At 28.3% G+C, this 17,207-nt stretch carries 17 protein-coding genes; 1 reads left to right on the top strand and 16 read right to left on the bottom strand.

The genetic code is table 11. The features are described 5' to 3' along the window. Positions 1–9 precede the first annotated feature (9 nt). On the top strand, positions 10–795 hold the full coding sequence (locus MKD34_RS03470) for a peptidylprolyl isomerase (RefSeq protein WP_023049580.1): 786 nt from the start codon (positions 10–12) through the stop codon (positions 793–795). A gap of 34 nt (positions 796–829) precedes the next feature. Here the strand turns inward: MKD34_RS03470 and MKD34_RS03465 are convergent, their stop codons facing one another. The 16 genes from MKD34_RS03465 to plsY form a co-directional block, all read right to left on the bottom strand. Next, positions 830–2,059 (bottom strand): peptidase U32 family protein, encoded by a 1,230-nt coding sequence (locus tag MKD34_RS03465; protein ID WP_240219729.1) that lies wholly within the window; start codon positions 2,057–2,059, stop codon positions 830–832. A 15-nt stretch (positions 2,060–2,074) separates the two neighbouring features. Beyond that, positions 2,075–3,415, bottom strand: coding sequence for a replicative DNA helicase (gene dnaB, locus MKD34_RS03460; protein WP_240219728.1), 1,341 nt, complete (start codon positions 3,413–3,415; stop codon positions 2,075–2,077). 6 nt (positions 3,416–3,421) lie between these two features. Continuing rightward, positions 3,422–3,868 carry a 50S ribosomal protein L9 gene (rplI, locus tag MKD34_RS03455; protein ID WP_240219727.1) on the bottom strand — a complete coding sequence of 149 codons (447 nt, stop codon included), beginning with the start codon at positions 3,866–3,868 and terminating at the stop codon, positions 3,422–3,424. 20 nt (positions 3,869–3,888) lie between these two features. After that, the gene (locus MKD34_RS03450; RefSeq protein ID WP_240219726.1) at positions 3,889–4,686 is read right to left on the bottom strand and encodes a hypothetical protein; all 798 of its coding nucleotides are present in this window, start codon (positions 4,684–4,686) and stop codon (positions 3,889–3,891) included. Between the two features lie 57 nt (positions 4,687–4,743). Then, complete coding sequence (gene dnaX / locus MKD34_RS03445; protein ID WP_240219725.1) at positions 4,744–6,201, bottom strand: DNA polymerase III subunit gamma/tau; 1,458 nt, start codon at positions 6,199–6,201, stop codon at positions 4,744–4,746. Between the two features lie 25 nt (positions 6,202–6,226). Beyond that, positions 6,227–7,618, bottom strand: a complete 1,392-nt coding sequence (locus MKD34_RS03440) for a sigma-54-dependent transcriptional regulator (RefSeq protein ID WP_240219724.1) — start codon at positions 7,616–7,618, stop codon at positions 6,227–6,229. A gap of 33 nt (positions 7,619–7,651) precedes the next feature. After that, positions 7,652–8,563 carry an energy transducer TonB gene (locus tag MKD34_RS03435; RefSeq protein ID WP_240219723.1) on the bottom strand — a complete coding sequence of 304 codons (912 nt, stop codon included), beginning with the start codon at positions 8,561–8,563 and terminating at the stop codon, positions 7,652–7,654. 10 nt (positions 8,564–8,573) lie between these two features. Continuing rightward, positions 8,574–9,014 (bottom strand): ExbD/TolR family protein, encoded by a 441-nt coding sequence (locus MKD34_RS03430; protein WP_185891736.1) that lies wholly within the window; start codon positions 9,012–9,014, stop codon positions 8,574–8,576. 12 nt (positions 9,015–9,026) lie between these two features. Then, positions 9,027–9,638: a MotA/TolQ/ExbB proton channel family protein gene (locus tag MKD34_RS03425; protein ID WP_023049571.1), complete on the bottom strand. Its 612-nt coding sequence runs from the start codon at positions 9,636–9,638 to the stop codon at positions 9,027–9,029. 37 nt (positions 9,639–9,675) lie between these two features. After that, a complete protein-coding gene (locus tag MKD34_RS03420) occupies positions 9,676–10,008 on the bottom strand; it encodes a hypothetical protein (RefSeq protein ID WP_023049570.1) in 333 nt (110 codons plus the stop codon). Then, the gene (locus tag MKD34_RS03415) at positions 10,005–12,860 is read right to left on the bottom strand and encodes a tol-pal system YbgF family protein (protein WP_240219721.1); all 2,856 of its coding nucleotides are present in this window, start codon (positions 12,858–12,860) and stop codon (positions 10,005–10,007) included. Before MKD34_RS03415 ends, MKD34_RS03420 begins: the two co-directional genes overlap by 4 nt. Beyond that, positions 12,857–13,393 (bottom strand): DUF116 domain-containing protein, encoded by a 537-nt coding sequence (locus MKD34_RS03410; RefSeq protein ID WP_240219719.1) that lies wholly within the window; start codon positions 13,391–13,393, stop codon positions 12,857–12,859. Before MKD34_RS03410 ends, MKD34_RS03415 begins: the two co-directional genes overlap by 4 nt. Before the next feature lie 100 nt (positions 13,394–13,493). Next, entirely contained in the window at positions 13,494–14,615 is a 1,122-nt protein-coding gene (gene dnaN / locus MKD34_RS03405; RefSeq protein ID WP_240219718.1) for a DNA polymerase III subunit beta, read from the bottom strand. A 16-nt stretch (positions 14,616–14,631) separates the two neighbouring features. Beyond that, the gene (locus tag MKD34_RS03400; RefSeq protein ID WP_240219717.1) at positions 14,632–15,456 is read right to left on the bottom strand and encodes a sigma-70 family RNA polymerase sigma factor; all 825 of its coding nucleotides are present in this window, start codon (positions 15,454–15,456) and stop codon (positions 14,632–14,634) included. A gap of 127 nt (positions 15,457–15,583) precedes the next feature. Continuing rightward, entirely contained in the window at positions 15,584–16,585 is a 1,002-nt protein-coding gene (locus tag MKD34_RS03395) for an NAD(P)H-dependent glycerol-3-phosphate dehydrogenase (RefSeq protein WP_240219716.1), read from the bottom strand. A 13-nt stretch (positions 16,586–16,598) separates the two neighbouring features. Continuing rightward, the gene (gene plsY, locus MKD34_RS03390; RefSeq protein ID WP_407933856.1) at positions 16,599–17,201 is read right to left on the bottom strand and encodes a glycerol-3-phosphate 1-O-acyltransferase PlsY; all 603 of its coding nucleotides are present in this window, start codon (positions 17,199–17,201) and stop codon (positions 16,599–16,601) included. Between the last annotated feature and the right edge of the window lie 6 nt (positions 17,202–17,207).

The following is a 17,207-nucleotide window of genomic DNA, read 5'->3' as shown; positions in this document are numbered from 1 at the left end:
AGGGCATATATGAAAAAAATCATTAAATTACTATCTCTAGTAGTGATGTTAGCTGTAATGGTGAGTTGTTCATCTACTAGTAAAACTCAAGCAGTAAAATATAACGATATTAGAGCTACTTTTGTAACAACACAAGGGGATATTAGTTTTTATTTATATCCAGAAGCTTCCCCAGTAACTGTAGCTAATTTTATAAACCTTGCAAAAAGAGGATTCTATGACAATACAAAAATTCATAGAGCTGTAGAAAATTTTGTGGTTCAAGGTGGAGACCCTACTGGAAGAGGAGATGGAGGACCTGGTTACTCTATTCCTGATGAATTCTCTAAATGGTTAGATTTCTATCAACCAGGAATGTTAGCAATGGCAAATACAGGACCTGAAACAGGAGGATCTCAATTCTTCTTTACTCTTTATCCTGCTGATTGGCTAAACAATAAGCATACTATATTTGGAGAATATATTGAAGAAAAAGATTTCAACAATATCAAAAAATTAGAAGTTGGAGATGTTATTAAAGAGATTAAATTTACAGGAGATGTTGATTTATTCTTATCTTTACATAAAGCACAAGTAGAAGAGTGGAATGCTACATTAGATAAAAATTTCCCAAATTTAAAAAAATATCCTATAAAGGATAAAAATGAATTCAGCGGAGAATCTCAAGCATACTATGATGAACTTCAAAGAATTTATACAAAGAAAGATCAAAAAGAAGAAGAAGAAAAGGAATGGTTCATTCCTAGATTTATAAGAGCTACTGAGAAAAAAATAAAAGATTCAAAAAATAATTAATTAAATAAAAAAAGAGGCATTGCCTCTTTTTTTATTACTCTTGAGCCTCTTTAACTCTTCTAATCATATCCATAGCTTCAAATCCACCCTCTAAAACTACCTTTACAGTTGAATTTGGATTAGCAGCTTCTACCACTTCTTCTCCTGCTTTAGTTATTAAAGTCATCTTAGGCATTACAATTACTCTAGGTTTTCCTGAAGTAGTTATAACTTCTAAAGATTCTCCTGCTAAAACTCTATTTCTAATTCCTAAAACATATTCATTTTCTCCAATTTTTTCCTCTATTTTAGCAACTAATTGGTGTGTTTGACTATAAGAATTTCTATCGTTATAGTTATTAGCTTCTGCTCCTGGTTGCCCATGATAGAATCCTTGAGTGTATGATCTATTAGATGTTGATTGAATCTCTTCCATCCAAGTTGGGTCATACTCATATTCTCCTGCATAATACTTATTTATTGCTTCTTTGTATACTTTTACAGCATTTGAAACATAATAAATACCTTTCATTCTACCCTCAATTTTTAAAGAGTCTACTCCTAAATCAAGAATTTTATCTATAATCTCTATTGTACATAAATCTTTTGAATTGAATATATACGTTCCTCTTTCATCCTCGTAAACAGGCATATACTCATTTGGTCTTGTTTCTTCAACTAAATTATACTTCCATCTACATGATTGAGCACAATCTCCTCTATTAGCATCTCTACCAGTCATATAGTTACTTAGTAAACATCTTCCAGAAACTGACATGCACATTGCTCCGTGAACAAATACTTCTAACTCAATATCAGGTACTTTAGCTCTTATTTCAGCAATGTTATCTAAAGATATTTCTCTTGCTAAAACTACTCTTTTAGCTCCTAAATCTTTCCACATTTTTACTGAACGCCAGTTAGTATTACTTGCTTGAGTACTTACACTTATATTTAAGTTAGTATGTTCTTTTACAACTTGGAATACTCCTAAGTCTGCAACTATTACACCATCTACTCCAATCTCTTCTAAATATTTTACATAATCTGGTAATAACTCTAATTCATTATTATGAGGTATTATATTAAGAGCTACATATACTCTTTTTTCCATTGAATGTGCATATTCAACAGCCTCTTTTAACTCCTCATCATTAAAGTTGTGACTTCCAGCTCTTAGGTTAAACATTTTTCCTCCTAAGAATACTGCGTCTGCTCCATAATGGAAAGCCATTTTTAACTTTTCCATATTTCCTGCTGGAGCTAATAATTCTGCTCTTTTCATTTTTTTCTCACCTTTCTATTCAACCTTAGTTGTGTAATCTCCAAACTTGGTAATTTCGTGGAAGAACTTCAAGTTTACAGTTCCAACTGGTCCATTTCTTTGCTTTCCTATGATAACTTCTGTTATACCTTTTTGTTCAGACTCATCATTATAATAATCATCTCTATATAAAAATACAACCATATCAGCATCTTGCTCAATTGCTCCTGATTCTCTTAAGTCTGATAGCATTGGTCTTCTATCAGCTCTTTGTTCTGGAGCACGAGAAAGCTGCGATAATGCAATTATCGGTATATCTAACTCTCTAGCTATCCCTTTTAATGATCTTGAGATATCAGAGATCTCTTGCTGTCTATTGTCTGATTTTCCACTTGTTCCTTTTATAAGTTGTAAGTAGTCAATTAAAATCATGTCTAATTTTCCAGCAGCTTTTAATCTTCTTGCTATAGATCTAATCTCTAAAACATTTACATTGGGAACATCTGCTATATTTATTTCAGCATTTGCCAATTTACCACTGGCAATTCCTAATTTTCCCCAATCATCTTCTCCTAAAAATCCATTTCTGATTTTTTGTAATCCTATACCAGCTTCTATAGCTAAAAGTCTTTGTAATAATTGGGAACTCGACATCTCCAAACTAAATACTAAAACACCTTTTTCAGCTTTCATAGCTGCATTTAAAGCTAAGTTTAGCGCAAAGGCTGTTTTTCCCATAGATGGTCTAGCAGCTAAAATTACTAAATCTGATGGATGAAATCCACTTGTCATTTCATCAAAATGTTTGAATCCACTTGAGATTCCTGTTGTTACACCTTTATTTTGTAAAAGTTGTTCCAATCTTTCAAATTCATTTGTTACAACTTCTTTTAAACTAACAATATCTTTTGACTCTTTACTTTCAGCAACTTTAAATATCATTCCTTCAGCTTTATCTAATATAGTATCCACATCTTCATATCCTTCATAAGTCATTTCTACTATTTTAGTTCCAATATCTCCAAGCTTTCTTAAAGTTGCCTTTTCCTTTATAATTCTTGCATAAGTCAAGATATTTGCTGCTGTTGGCACTTCTTCTATAATTTCATAAAAGATAGCTTCTCCACCGATATCATCAAACTTATCTTTTCTTTTAAGTCTATCCATAACTATTATTGGATCTATTGATTCGCCAGAGCCATATACTTCTTGCATAACTTCAAAAATTATTTTGTGAGCCATTTTATAAAAATCACTTGAGGTAATAATTTCTATTACCTCACTAAAAATATCTGGCTTTAAAAAAATACCACCTAGAACTGACCTCTCAGCCTCTAAACTGCTTGGAATTTTTCTAAGTTTTTCTATATCTTCCATATTTCACTATCCTTTTATAACTACTAAAACCTCAGCCTTTACATCTGTATGTAATTTTACAATTACTTTATGTTCTCCTAAGCTCTTAATAGTGCACTCGATTTTTTTTCTATCTATATCTAATCCAAATTCTTTTTTTAATTCAGCAGAAATCTCTTTATTTGTTATTGCTCCAAATAATTTTCCATTATCTCCTGTTTTTCCAACTATTGATAATTTTTTACTCTCTAATAATGCTTTTACTTCTATTGCTTTCTTTTTTTCTTCTTCAGCTTTTTTTGCATCCCTTATCTTTTTATTCTCTATCTTTTTTAACTCCTCTGGAGTTGCCACAATTCCTTTATTATTTTTTAATAGGAAGTTTTTTGCATAACCTTCAGAAACACTTACAATCTCTCCTTTTCTTCCTTGTCCTGCCACATCCGCTGTTAAAATTACTTGTATTTTTGACATAAAAACTCCTCCTAATTATTTTATGATTTTACTATTTTAATTTTTATTCCACTAGCTAATGCTCCAAAAATAAATGCAAATTCTGGAGATATTAAAGCTAAAAATACACCTACCGTAAAACATAAAGATTGTTTTTTTACTTTTTCATTTAAAATGCTTGCTACAATTTTCATGAAATACATAATGTAAACTATTTTTAGTACCTCTAGTATATTACCTGTTAAATTTCCTCCAAGAGAAGTATATTTTTCTATAAAGAATATTACTACATAAGGAACTAACCATAAGTATGAAACCTCCCATTTAAGAAAAGATTCTTTATTTAAAAAGTAATATGTTAAAAATACTGTCATGTTTAAATATGCAAATACTAAATATGTAAAATTATCCTTAATATATTTAAATGCCATATCAACTTCATATTGAGTAAATGTTGTTTTTTGTAAATATAAATTTTTTAATTGTTCAAATCCTATATTTAAACCAACTCTATTAAAATATATATATACACAAACTCCAGCACCAATTATCAAGCTTGTTATGAAAATCTTATCAAAATACTGAATATTTTTACCATATTTTTTTAATATATAATAAAGTATCTCTATTGAAACAAAAACTCCAATATAAGTTACTAAAAAATGTATATCTACCCAAGCTATCGCAGCTAAAGCAACTATATTGGCTATAATTTTAGTTTTTAAATCTGCATTTTCTAATTTTTTAATTTTATAATATGGTAATACCCAACTTAGAAAAGGCATTGAAGTAGAAACTAAGAACAGTGCTGCTATTATTATTCCTGTTATTAAAAACATTTATCCTCCTAAAACTTTATCAGGATAATTATACCATAAAGGTAGAGTTTTGTTAAGCTATATTATTTCTCCACCAAAAAAATCTATTATTTTTTTAGAAAAATCTTCATTATCTACTCTATCTTTATTTTTATTAACCTCTTTTAATTCATATTTTATCATAACTTTTGATTTGAGAACTTTTCTTACTACATCTAAAAATAAACTTCTGTATGGCTCTGTTTCCATCATATTTTTTGCAAATCCTTGATCTTCTGCAAAACCAATACTTAAAGTATTATTTGAAAAGTCTTTAAAATATGCTTTAATTAAAAATGCTCCAAAAGTCATTTTTACTTTTTTAGCTTCTTCAATTATTCTATCCCAAGATTTTTTTACTTCATCATAAGTTACTTTAGACATGATTTCTTGTTCTACTTCATTTTCAAAAGCATCTATTGTAGTTTTATCTACTTCTTGAACTTTTTCTATGATTTTCTCAACTATAATTTCTTTTTCTTTTCTTTCTGTTAATCTATTTAAAATAACATATCCAATTAGACGTTTATCCTCTTCATGACGAAATTTCGATAAAATATCATAAATTGTGTCAATTATTTCTAGACCTTTTTCAGTTTCTAAATCACCTTTTATAATTCTATCCTTAGCTCTTTTGGCTAAATCTTTAAAAAATAACTCTATATCTATAGAATTTTTCCAGATATCTTCTAAAAGTTCAATTCCTTGAGACTGATTTTTATTCTCTATAGCTTCTATAAATAAATCTATAGTTTTCAAAGGAGTTATTCCTAATACATCCTCTGTTTTTTCAATTACAATATTTTTTTCCTCTGTATTTATCATAAGTCTTTCTAAAATTGATATTGAATCTCTCATGCTTCCACTAGAAGCTTCATAAATAGCTACTAAACTAGGTTCATCTATTTTATATCCTTCGCTATCTACTATATATAGTAATTTCTCTCTCATATCTCTATAATTAACACTTTTAAAATCATATCTCTGACATCTTGATATAATAGTTGGTAAAATTTTATCAGGCTCTGTTGTAGCTAAAATAAATAGAACATGCTCTGGAGGCTCCTCTAAAGTTTTTAAAAGAGCATTAAAAGCTTCTTTAGTTAACATATGAACTTCATCTATTATGTAAACTTTTTTTCTTCCCTTAGTTGGGCTATAATTTATCTTTTCTTTTAATTGTCTTATTTCATCAATTCCTCTATTTGAAGCTGCATCTATTTCAATTAAATCTAAAAAATTTCCCATAGAAATCTCTTTGCAATTTTCACATACGTTACAAGGTGTATCTGTTATGCCATTTGTTAAACAGTTTACACCTTTTGCCATAAGTCTAGCTATAGATGTTTTTCCTACACCACGAGGTCCTGTAAATAAATAAGCGTGTGCTAACCTATTAGATTTCAATGAGTTCTTTAAAGTTTGAACAATCTCTTGTTCTCCTGCAATCTCTTCAAAACCTTTTGGTCTGTATTTTCTATATAATGTTACGTGCATTTTTTTCCTCCTAAGGCCTAGAGTTTTACTCTAAGCCATAGTTATTCATCTTTGTTCTCAATGTATTCCTTGTTATTCCAAGCAGCTCTGCCGTTTCAACTTTTTTACCACTTGTTACCTCTAAAACTTGACGTATTAACTCTTTTTCAACTTTTGATATTATTATCCCATAATAGTTATTTTGTTTATTATTTTTTAAACCTAGAAGCTCTCCCTCTATCCAATCAGTTAATACCCAACTTTGGTTATCTCCCTTTCTTTTAGATATTTTATTTCCTGTTACATTTCCAGGTAATTCTTCAACTAGAATAGAGCTTCCTCTACAAAGAGCTACTGCTGACTTTATAGCATTTTTTAATTCATTTACATTTCCTGGCCAATCATATCTCATTATTTTTTTCATCGCAGGTTTACTTACACCTTTTACAGCTTTATGTAACTCTTCATTACAACTAGATAAATAATGGTCTATTATAAATGGAATGTCATCTTTTCTCTCTCTTAATGGTGGTATATTAATCTCTAATATTTTTAATTTATTATACAATTCATCAATAAATAATTTTTTATTAATTAATTCTTCTAAATTTTCACTTGTAGTAGCTACTATTCTTATATCCATTTCGATAGGTTCAGATCCACCCATTCTAAAAAATTCTCCCTCTTGTAATAAATACAAAATCTTTGATTGCATATCTAAGCTTAAAGACTCTATATTTCCTAGATGCAGCGTTCCTCCATTAGCTTTTTCTAAATCTCCTATTTGTAAAAACGCGGCTCCTTCAAAGGCTCCTTTTTCATAACCAAATAATTTTCTTTCTAAAAGGTTATTCTGAAAAGATGTACAATTTACTGATAAAAATGGCTTTGTATTCCAATCACTAAATTGATGTATCGCTGTTGCCACACTACTTTTTCCAGTTCCTTTCTCTCCCACTACTAAAACTGGAATTCTACTATTTGCAACTCTTCCAATCATTTTATATACTTCTACAATCTCTTTTGTTTGTCCTATTAATTTGTCCCCAGTATTTTTATTTCTATCTACTCTTTCAGCTAAAAGTTTGTGATCTTTTACCGCTTTTTCTAAGATTTTATTAACATCTTTTGGACTAATTGGTTTTAAAATATAGTCATAAGCACCTGCTTTTATAACACCTGCAACTAATTTTAAGTTTGAAGTTTCTCCCATTATTATAATTACTGATCTTTTATGTGTTTCTGTAATTTTTTTAACAAGGTTAACTAATGCATCTTGTTGTAAATTTGTTTCATCAATTACAACAGCTTCATATTTTCTCTCTTTTAATAGTTCCATAAAAGAACTAATATTTTCTGCAAACCTTAATTCATTTTCAAAATTACTTTCTAACTCATCTTTTAATTCATTTTCTAATCTAAATCCTAAAAGAGTCAAATCTCTTCACCATCCTCTAATTTTTACTTCTATTTATGAAGCTCCTAAAAGTTTAAAACTATATTCTAAATTAACATTCCCTTTTATATTTAATCCATTCTTTGTTAAATAGATTCTCCAAGTTCTTGCAATTTCCTCTATAGCCATATTTATTTCTGGAACTCCACTACCCTTTTCTATAAATACTGATGTAACTTTACCTGTTTCATCTATTTGTATTTTTAATAACACTTTACCTTGCATACCTCTTAGCTGAGCAGCTTCTGGATACCTAGGTTCTCTATTTCCTTGATCCCATTTAGCAACTACATCTCCATCTTCTACTCCTAATCTATAACCACTTGGAAGTCCATCAGCTCCATTTTTTTCTACCATAGTTTTAAATCCTAGCTCCTCTTCTCCCTCTCCTTGAAAAGCTAAATCTTTACTACTTTCATCTAACTGATAATCTACACTTTTATCTAAAATTGTATCATCTTTAGATATTGTTATATCTTTAGTTGGATCTATTGAAGATTTTTTTTCAGCTTCTTGCAAATCTTTTTTGTTTAATAACTCATTCTTTAAATCACTATTTATCTCTCTAGTTGAAGGTTTATCAATGGCTAAGAACTCTGTCTCTCTCTTTGAAATACTTTTTGCTAAATCATCTAATGAAAGTTTTTTAGTTTCTTTTATTTCTTGTTTTTCCTCTACTGGTTTAGGTTCCTCTTTTTTAACAACTTTCTTTTCCTCTTTTTTCTCCTCTTTTACAGGAGTAACTTTTTTCTTTGGCTCTGACTTTGTTGTTGTTCTTTTAGTATTTTTTTCAAGAGAAACTAAACCAACCTTTAACTTTTTATCAACTATTTCATCTATTTTAATTCCAGGAATCAAAAATAAAATAAGAAGGTTTATGATTACCGATGCTATAAATATTTTTAAATCATTATTTTGTCTATTCATAGATTCGCACCTACTTTCCAGGCGAAGCTGTATCTATATCTAAAGAAATAGCTCCTGCCTCTTTAGCTGCTGTCATCGTATCTACAATTATACCATGATTAACACTTTTGTCAGCACTAATGATAACATTTTTATCTTCTGATTCAATAAGCTTTTGTGCAAGTTCCTCTTTTAAATCTTTAGCACTTACTTTTTCCCTCTTACTTTTTCCTTTATCCTTATAACTTATAAAAAATTCTTTATCTTTTGTTACAATAACTTGCAACTCATTAACTGGCTTAGTACTTTTTACCGTAGATGTAGGTAAATCTATTTTTATACTACTATTAACATCTTCAAAAGTTGTAGCAACTAAAAAGAATATTAGCAACAGAAATACTACGTCTATTAAGGGAGTTAATTCAAGTATTAAAGAATTACCTGATCTTCTTTTAATTCTATTAAGTTTCATGCTCCCCCTCCTTTATTTTCTAAAGTAGTTTATTAACTCTGCACTACCCTTTTCCATATCATTAATCTGATCATCAATTTTTTTATTAAAATAGTTATATAAAATAATTGATGGAATAGCAACAAATAATCCTCCTGCAGTTGTCAATAGAGCCTGAGATATTCCACTTGCTAATACAGATGCATCTCCTGTTCCATGTAATGATACAGCTTGGAATGCTTTTATCATACCTGTAACTGTTCCTAATAAACCAATTAATGGTGTTGTATGAGCAACTACTGATAAAAGCCACATATTTCTTTCTAATTTTGGAACTTGAGCTAAAGCTACTTCTCTAGCTTTCTCTTCTAATGTCTCTACATTTGTACTTCTTGTTTTGTACCAATAGATTAAAACTTCCTTTATAACTTTAGCAGTTGAACTTTTTTGATTTCCTAAAGTTGTAATTGCCCCTTTAATATCATTCTTTTCAATTGCACTACGTAATATAGGTCTTATTCTAGACATGTCTATATTCTCATTTACTCTAAAATAAATTGCTCTTTCTATTATTACATACAGCCCTAATATTGACATAAAAACTATAAAATACATAAGTATTCCACCATTAACTAACCAGTACATTCTATAGACCTCCTAATCTTTTATGTTGTAATTTTAATTATAATGCTATTCCCAATGTAACTAATGCAACTACTCCTATTATGTACTTCCAAATTGGAGTTCCACTATCAGTTTCAGTTAGACTCTTATTCATTGAATCGTTTGTTTCATTTATTTGAATAACTTGTTTTTGATCTTTAAATTTATCTGCAGTTATATTTTTATCATCTATTTTTATAACTTTTTTTTCTAACTGTACATTACTTTCTTTTGGATAACTTTCTAGTTGCTCTTTATTTACACCAGTTACCTGCTTATCAATAACTACATCCTCATTAGCAAAAACCCCTAAAGATAAAACCATTAAACCTGTAATAACTAATTTCTTCATATGTTCTCTCCTCCGTTAAAAAAATCTTTATATTTTTCAGAAAGTTTTAAATTCTCTCTTTTTAACTGCTCATAATATACTTTTGCTAAATCTTTTTTCTCAATTTTTAAATTTAAAAATATTAATTTCTCTAAGAAATAATCTTTATTTTTACTTTCTGTTCTTAACAATTCATCATATTGAGCTATTGCATCTTTAAAATTATTTAAATTTTCATATCCTTCTGCTGATCTTATTTTTGATTCTAGTGCGTATTCACTTGTAGGATATAAAACATAAAGTTTAGTATAATTTCTAACAGCTTCTTTTGTTAATCCAGTATTTTTTTCAATATTAGCCACTTGATACAGTGCTTTATCTTTATATGCACTATTTTCTAAAACTAATATACTTTCATAATATTCCTTTGCTTTTGAAAAATCTTTTTTAGAATAATAATAATCTCCTAATCCTAATGCTCCAAAATCTTTATAATCATTGGTTACTATTAATTTTTCAAATTCAACTTTTGCTTCTTCGTACTTTTTCTCTCTTTGAAGATGTTTTGCCATATAGTAACTTTTTTTGTTATCATTAGTTATTTTATTTATCCACTCTAATTCTTTTTGAATATTTTTAGTATTTTCAGATAACTCTATTATTTTCATAAGAGATTTTTCTTTTAAGACATCATCTTTAGTTTCACCATATAGTTTTTCATAAGTTTTTAAACTATTTGTATTATTTCCTTGAATTCCATATAGCTCTCCCTCCATTAAAAGAATATTATCTTTTAATTTTGAGTTAGGATATGATTTTAAAAATTCTTTACTTTTAGCATCAAACTCATTTGTATTTTTTAGTAAATATAATGATGAAATCTCCCAATATAATCCTTTTTCTTTATATTCTGGATTTTTTGAATTTTGTGCACTTATTCTATATGCATCTATTGCATCTTGATATCTCTTTTCACTATAATATGTTTCTCCTATTTGAAATTGTGCATAATCTCCCATATTTGAAACTAATTTTAACTTCTCAAAATACTCTCTTGCTTTTTCTGGATTATCTAATCTAAAGTAACTAATTGCAACTTTATCAACAACATCCTCTAATGCATATAAGTTATCCCCAGCTATATAAGTCTCTCCTGAAGTTATTGCATCTGAATACTTTTCCCATAAAAAATAATTTTTTATTACATTATATTTTGATTTTTCATAAAGAGATTTATCAACGTTATCTCCACTATTTAAAATTTGATTAAAATACATTTCTGCTTCATCATATCTTCCCATTCCCATAGTAGCAATTCCCTTTTGATAAGTATTTTCTAAAGAAGCATCTTGAATGTTTAAATATTGCATTACATCACTGTATTTTTTTTGAGCTATCATAACTTCTATCAAACTAGAAACAATTTCAGGATCTCTATTTACTGCTAAATATTCTTTATAAAGATTTATAGCTTCTTCTCCTTTTCCTTCTGCTAATAAATTATCTGAAGTTATTATCGTTATATTTTTTTTATATTCTTGATCATTTGGATATTTTGTATTATATTCTTTTATCAGATTATTTAACTTTACTCTATCCTTTGTTTTACTCAAGGTTACAATCATTTTATAAAGAGATTCTTTATTAGGAGATATATTATAATTTTTAGCATAATATTCTTCTGCTGTTTTAAACTCTCCCTCCTGGAAAGCCGAAGTTCCAATTAGATTATTTATTGCAATCTCTTCTTCTCTACTTAAATTTAATCCAACTGCTAAGTTTCTGTTATTTAAAACCCACTTATAATTTTTATTTAAATACTCAATAGATAATTGATAGTATATACTTTCATTTTTATATTTTGTTGGGTATAATTTCCTAAAATTTTCTAAAGAATTTTTATAATCTTTCAATCTATATTGAGAAAGTGCTATTCCATACCACACATCTATATCTTTAGTTGTTATTCTATTATAATAAGATAACGCAACATCACTTGACCCTCTAACTAAATAGAAATCACCAAAACTTTTTAATGCTGTATTATATAATTTTGGATCTGATGATAAACTAGATAATATATTTTCAGCTTCTTTAGCATTACCCTGCTTTAAGTAAATCTCTATCATTGTTAAAACTGATAGAGTTTTATATTCTGAACTTACATTACTATTTTTTACTTTTTTGAAATACTCCAATGCTTTTGATGTTTCATTTGTCTTATAATAAGAAGATCCATATAGATAATTAACTAAATCTCTATTTGTACCAACTTTTGCACCTCTATAGTATTCATCTAAATAAACTATAGTTTTTATATATTGAGAGTTATTATATGCTGCTAAAGCAAGATTTAGCACAACATCTTCATAGTTCTTTCCTTGTACACTTAAAGCACTTGTAAGCTCCCTTTGAGCCCTGATATAATCTTTATTATCCATATAACCCTTTCCTATTGATAATAAAGCTTCTTCATAGTCATTTTTCCCTTCAGGAGTCGTTCTAACTATTAAATTTGCTGCCTTAGATGCAGTATCAAAATCTTTTAATCCTATATAAGATTTAGTTAAATATAAATATATATTATTACTTTCATTTTGATTTAATTTTAGTTCTTTTAAACAACCGTTTAAAGTGTTTATTGCTTCTTGATATCTTCCCTCTACGTAATAAACTTGTCCCATTCTTATTTTTATATTTTTTATATATTTAGAACGTGGATATTTTGTTATAAAATTATTAGACTCTTGAAGTGCCATAGAATATTTTCTCTGAATAAATAGCTCATCCAAAAATTTAATATCCTCTTTTTCTGAGGCAATTAACCCAGAACATATTAAAAGTCCAGCAATAAATAGTTTTAATTTTCTCACGTTGTCCCCACCTCTCTTAATACCTTTCTTATTTCATCTACGGCTACTCTAGTATCTTTGCACGGCGTATTTATAATTTTATTAAAAACTCCATAAACTGGTATTGGAAATGAATCTCTAACTCCAGAAGTTAAATCCCTTTTACAAGCTACAGCTATTACTAAGTTAGGTCTCTCTTCTTTTAAGTATAATCTAGCCAATGTTCCACCAGTAGCCACTTTTATGCTAATATGTTTAAATTCATCTTTTAATCTTATAATTTCAGATATATCACACAATCCACACATCTTACAATTTTCTATATTATTTGTTATTTTTAAATTACAATCATACTTTTGTATACAGTGAGGTAATAATATTGCTATCTTTTTTACTTTCTCTTTTTTTATTTTTTTTAAGACTCTCTTATTGTTAAAATTTATAAACTTTTTTGCGCTATTATTATCATATGAATTTTTAGTTATGTATTCTAATAGTAAATACCTGAAGTATTGAAGTTCATATATAATTTTTAGTATATAAAATTTGCTCATTATTTCTCCTTAAATGAAAAAATATTATCCAAATTATACCATAAAGAATTTATCTTTGCAAAATAAAAACTAGCTCACTCTGTAAGCTAGTTTTTATGATCTAGTCTTTCAAAGCTAAAGGCATTACTATATAAGTATAATTATCTTCTTGTATATTTCTTGTTCTTACAGCACTATTTGATGTTGTAAACTCCAATGTGATAATATCTTTATCACTTGATTGAACAAACTCTAATAAGAACTTCACATTTAAAGAAATCTTAAGATTATCTCCTTCATAATTTACTTTTGCAATCTCTTTAGCCTTTGCAATCTCTCCTATTCCTTCAATTTCAATATCATTTCCAGATAAGGTAAATATTGCTCCAAACTTTGATTCTGAATTGTTTTTTACAAAAATTTGAATTCTTTTTAACATTTTTTCGAATTCAACTCTATTTATTTGTAATTTCTTGTTATATCCACTAGCTTCTAATATTGTTTTATAGTTTGGAAATGGTAAGTCAATAACTCTACTTATTATTGAGATATTTCCTAACTTAAAGTATAACTGCTTGTTTTTTTGTGTAAATGCAATCTCTTCTTCATTTCCGTTTCTTAATAATTTAGACATTGCATCTATTGTATTTATCGGGATACTAACTTTAAAAGTTCCTTCACTATCTAAATAGTCATGCTCTAAATATGTTAAACGATAAGTATCTGTAGATATAAACTTTATTTTATTATTTTCAATCTCTACTCTTATACAATTTATTGATAAATTGTCACTAGACATCGAAGCTGAAAACTTTACTTTATCAAAATAATCAGCTAAATCTAATTTTTTTAATTTAAACTCGAACTCGTTATCTTCTAACTCTGATTCTTGAATTTTAGGAAACTCTTCTGCATTCATTAACATAAACTCAGAAGCTGAGTCTGATGTTTCTATTGTTAAAACATCTTCTTTTATATTTAAAGTAATCTCTTCATCTTTGATTTCCTTTAAGTACTCTTCTACTAAATTATGTTGAAAAACAGCTTTTCCCTCTGCTATTACATCACATTCCATATGTGTTGATATTGTTAACTCTAAATTTGTTCCACAAAACCATAATCTATTCTCTCTTGTTTCCATATAAACATAAGAGATTATGGGTCTAATTTTATTTTCATTGATTGCTTTTTCTACTATTTTTATCTTCTTTAGAAATTCTAATCTATTAACTTTTAAAATCAATTTAACCTCCTTGCTTTTAATAGTAATAGTTTCCTTTTAGTAAGTCACTATAACGTATTCTTAATTTTTCTAATGTTTTTTGCTCAATCTGTCTTACTCTTTCTCTTGTTATGCTAAAACTTTGGCCAATATCTTCTAAAGTATGAATTTGGTTTCCATCAAATCCAAATCTAAGTTTTAATATCTGTTTTTCTCGATCATTTAATTTATTTAATATCTCTTTTATCTGAGATGTACTCATCTCTCTAATTAGGTTATCCTCTAAATCATTGTGCATCTCACTAGCTATAGTATCTTCTAAGCATATATCTTCTCCTATCGGAGAACTAAGAGATATTGTTTCTTGAAACTCCATCATTAAATCTTGAACTTTTTCTAAATTTATATTTAATCCATCTGATATTTCATATATACTTGGATAATCACCCTTTAACATAACGGCATCCATTATAAATTTATTTATTTTATTCAACATATCATGTTTATATGACGGTATCCTTATCTCTCTACCTTTGCTTATTATAGCTTTACTTATAGCTTGTTTAATCCACCAAACAGCATATGTTGAGAATCTATATCCCTTCTCTACATCAAATTTTTCAATTGCATGAATTAAACCAAAGTTACCTTCACTAATTAAGTCTATAAAACTCATACCTTTACTTCCATATTTCTTGGCTACATTAACTACTAATCTCAAATTACATAAAATTAATCTTTCTCTTGCTTCAATATCACCATTTTTTGCTTTTCTTAAAAGTAATATCTCTTCATCTTTTCCTAACACTTCATACTCTTTTATATCATCTAGATAAAATGAAACTAAATCTTTTTCTGTCATACACACCCCATACCCTCATTAGTTATCTTTTTCTATTTTGAATCTCCGTGTTGCTTATTTAATTTTTTTATTTATGAATTTCTTTTAATGTAATTAATAATTTAAGTATAACTTGCAAAATTTCTTTTTAATAAAATTCTTCTTTTAACTCTCTTGTCATTAACTCTTTAACCTTTTCTTTTGTATCTGCTCCCTCGTATATTATCTCATAAATTGCCTCAACTATTGGCATGCTTATTCCTAACTCTAACTTTTTAGCATACACAGCCTTAACTGTAGGTACACCTTCAGCAACCATTACCATACTATTTAAGATGTCCTCTATTTTTTCACCTTTTCCAAGTCTTTCACCAACATATCTATTTCTACTATGTTGACTAGCACAAGTTACAACTAGGTCCCCAATCCCAGTCAATCCTGAAAATGTTCTTTCATCAGCTCCCATAACTTTTCCAAATCTTATCATCTCTGCGATTCCTCTTGTTATTAAAGCAGCTTTTGCATTATCTCCATAACCTAATCCATCTGCGATTCCCGCTCCTATTGCTAAACAGTTTTTTACTGCTCCTCCTAGCTCTACTCCTGCTATATCTTCACTTACATAAACTCTAAAGTTTTCTGTATTGAACAGTTCTTGAACTTTTTTAGCATTCTCTAACTCTCCTGCTGCAACTATAGTTGTTGGTAGCTCTTGAGCTACTTCTTCTGCATGAGTTGGACCAGATAAAATCACTATATTTTTATGGTATTTTCCTTTTATCTCATCTTTCATAACATGAGATAATGTTTCTCCACTTAAAACTTCTATTCCTTTTGCTGTATTTATTAATATCATACCCTCTTCAATTTGTGAAGATACTCTCGCCATTACACCTCTTAATACTTGTGATGGTACAGAGAAAATGACATATTTAACATTAGCCAAAAGTCCATCTAATTCCCACGTAACTTTCAGATTATCCGGAAATTTTACTCCTGGAAGTAATCTCTTATTTTCTTTTTCCAGATTTAATTTTTCAGCAATTTCTTTATTATGTTCCCACATTACAACTTCATAACCTTTTTTTGCTAAAATCATTCCTAAAGCTGTTCCCCAGCTCCCTGCTCCTATTACAACTACTTTTTCCATTTAATTTATCTCCTTACTTTAAATTAAATTTATTTTCTTTCCCTTCCATGAGTCTTTGAATATTTGCTTTATGTTTATAAATTACAAATATTCCAACTATTAGAGATATTGCCACTAATGGAAGTCTAGTTGCGTCATCTCTTACAGGCATAAAATATGCTAAAATCGGTAATAACCCTGCACATATAACTGATCCTAAAGAGATGTATTTACTAATTCCTACCACAAGTATAAATACCAATACCAAAACACCTACCACTTTTGGCATTAAGAAAAGAAAAACTCCTAAGCTTGTTGCTACCCCTTTTCCACCTTTAAATTGTAAAAAGAATGAAAAAGTGTGACCTAGTATAGCTACCAAACCTAATAATATAATATATATACCACCAATATCAAATAAACTTGCTATATAAAGTGGAATATATCCTTTTAAAGCATCTAATATTAGAACCATTATACCATACTTTGGCCCTAAAATTCTATAAGCATTTGTTGCACCAGAATTTTTACTTCCATATTCTCTTATATCAATATTTTTAACTCCCTTTCCTAACCAAACACCACAAGGAAGTGAACCAAATATGTATGCAATTACTGCAAATATTAAAAACTTTATCATAAA

Source organism: Cetobacterium somerae (assembly GCF_022430525.1).
Classification (GTDB): Bacteria; Fusobacteriota; Fusobacteriia; order Fusobacteriales; family Fusobacteriaceae; genus Cetobacterium_A.
This window is presented reverse-complemented; position numbering and strand designations above follow the sequence as displayed.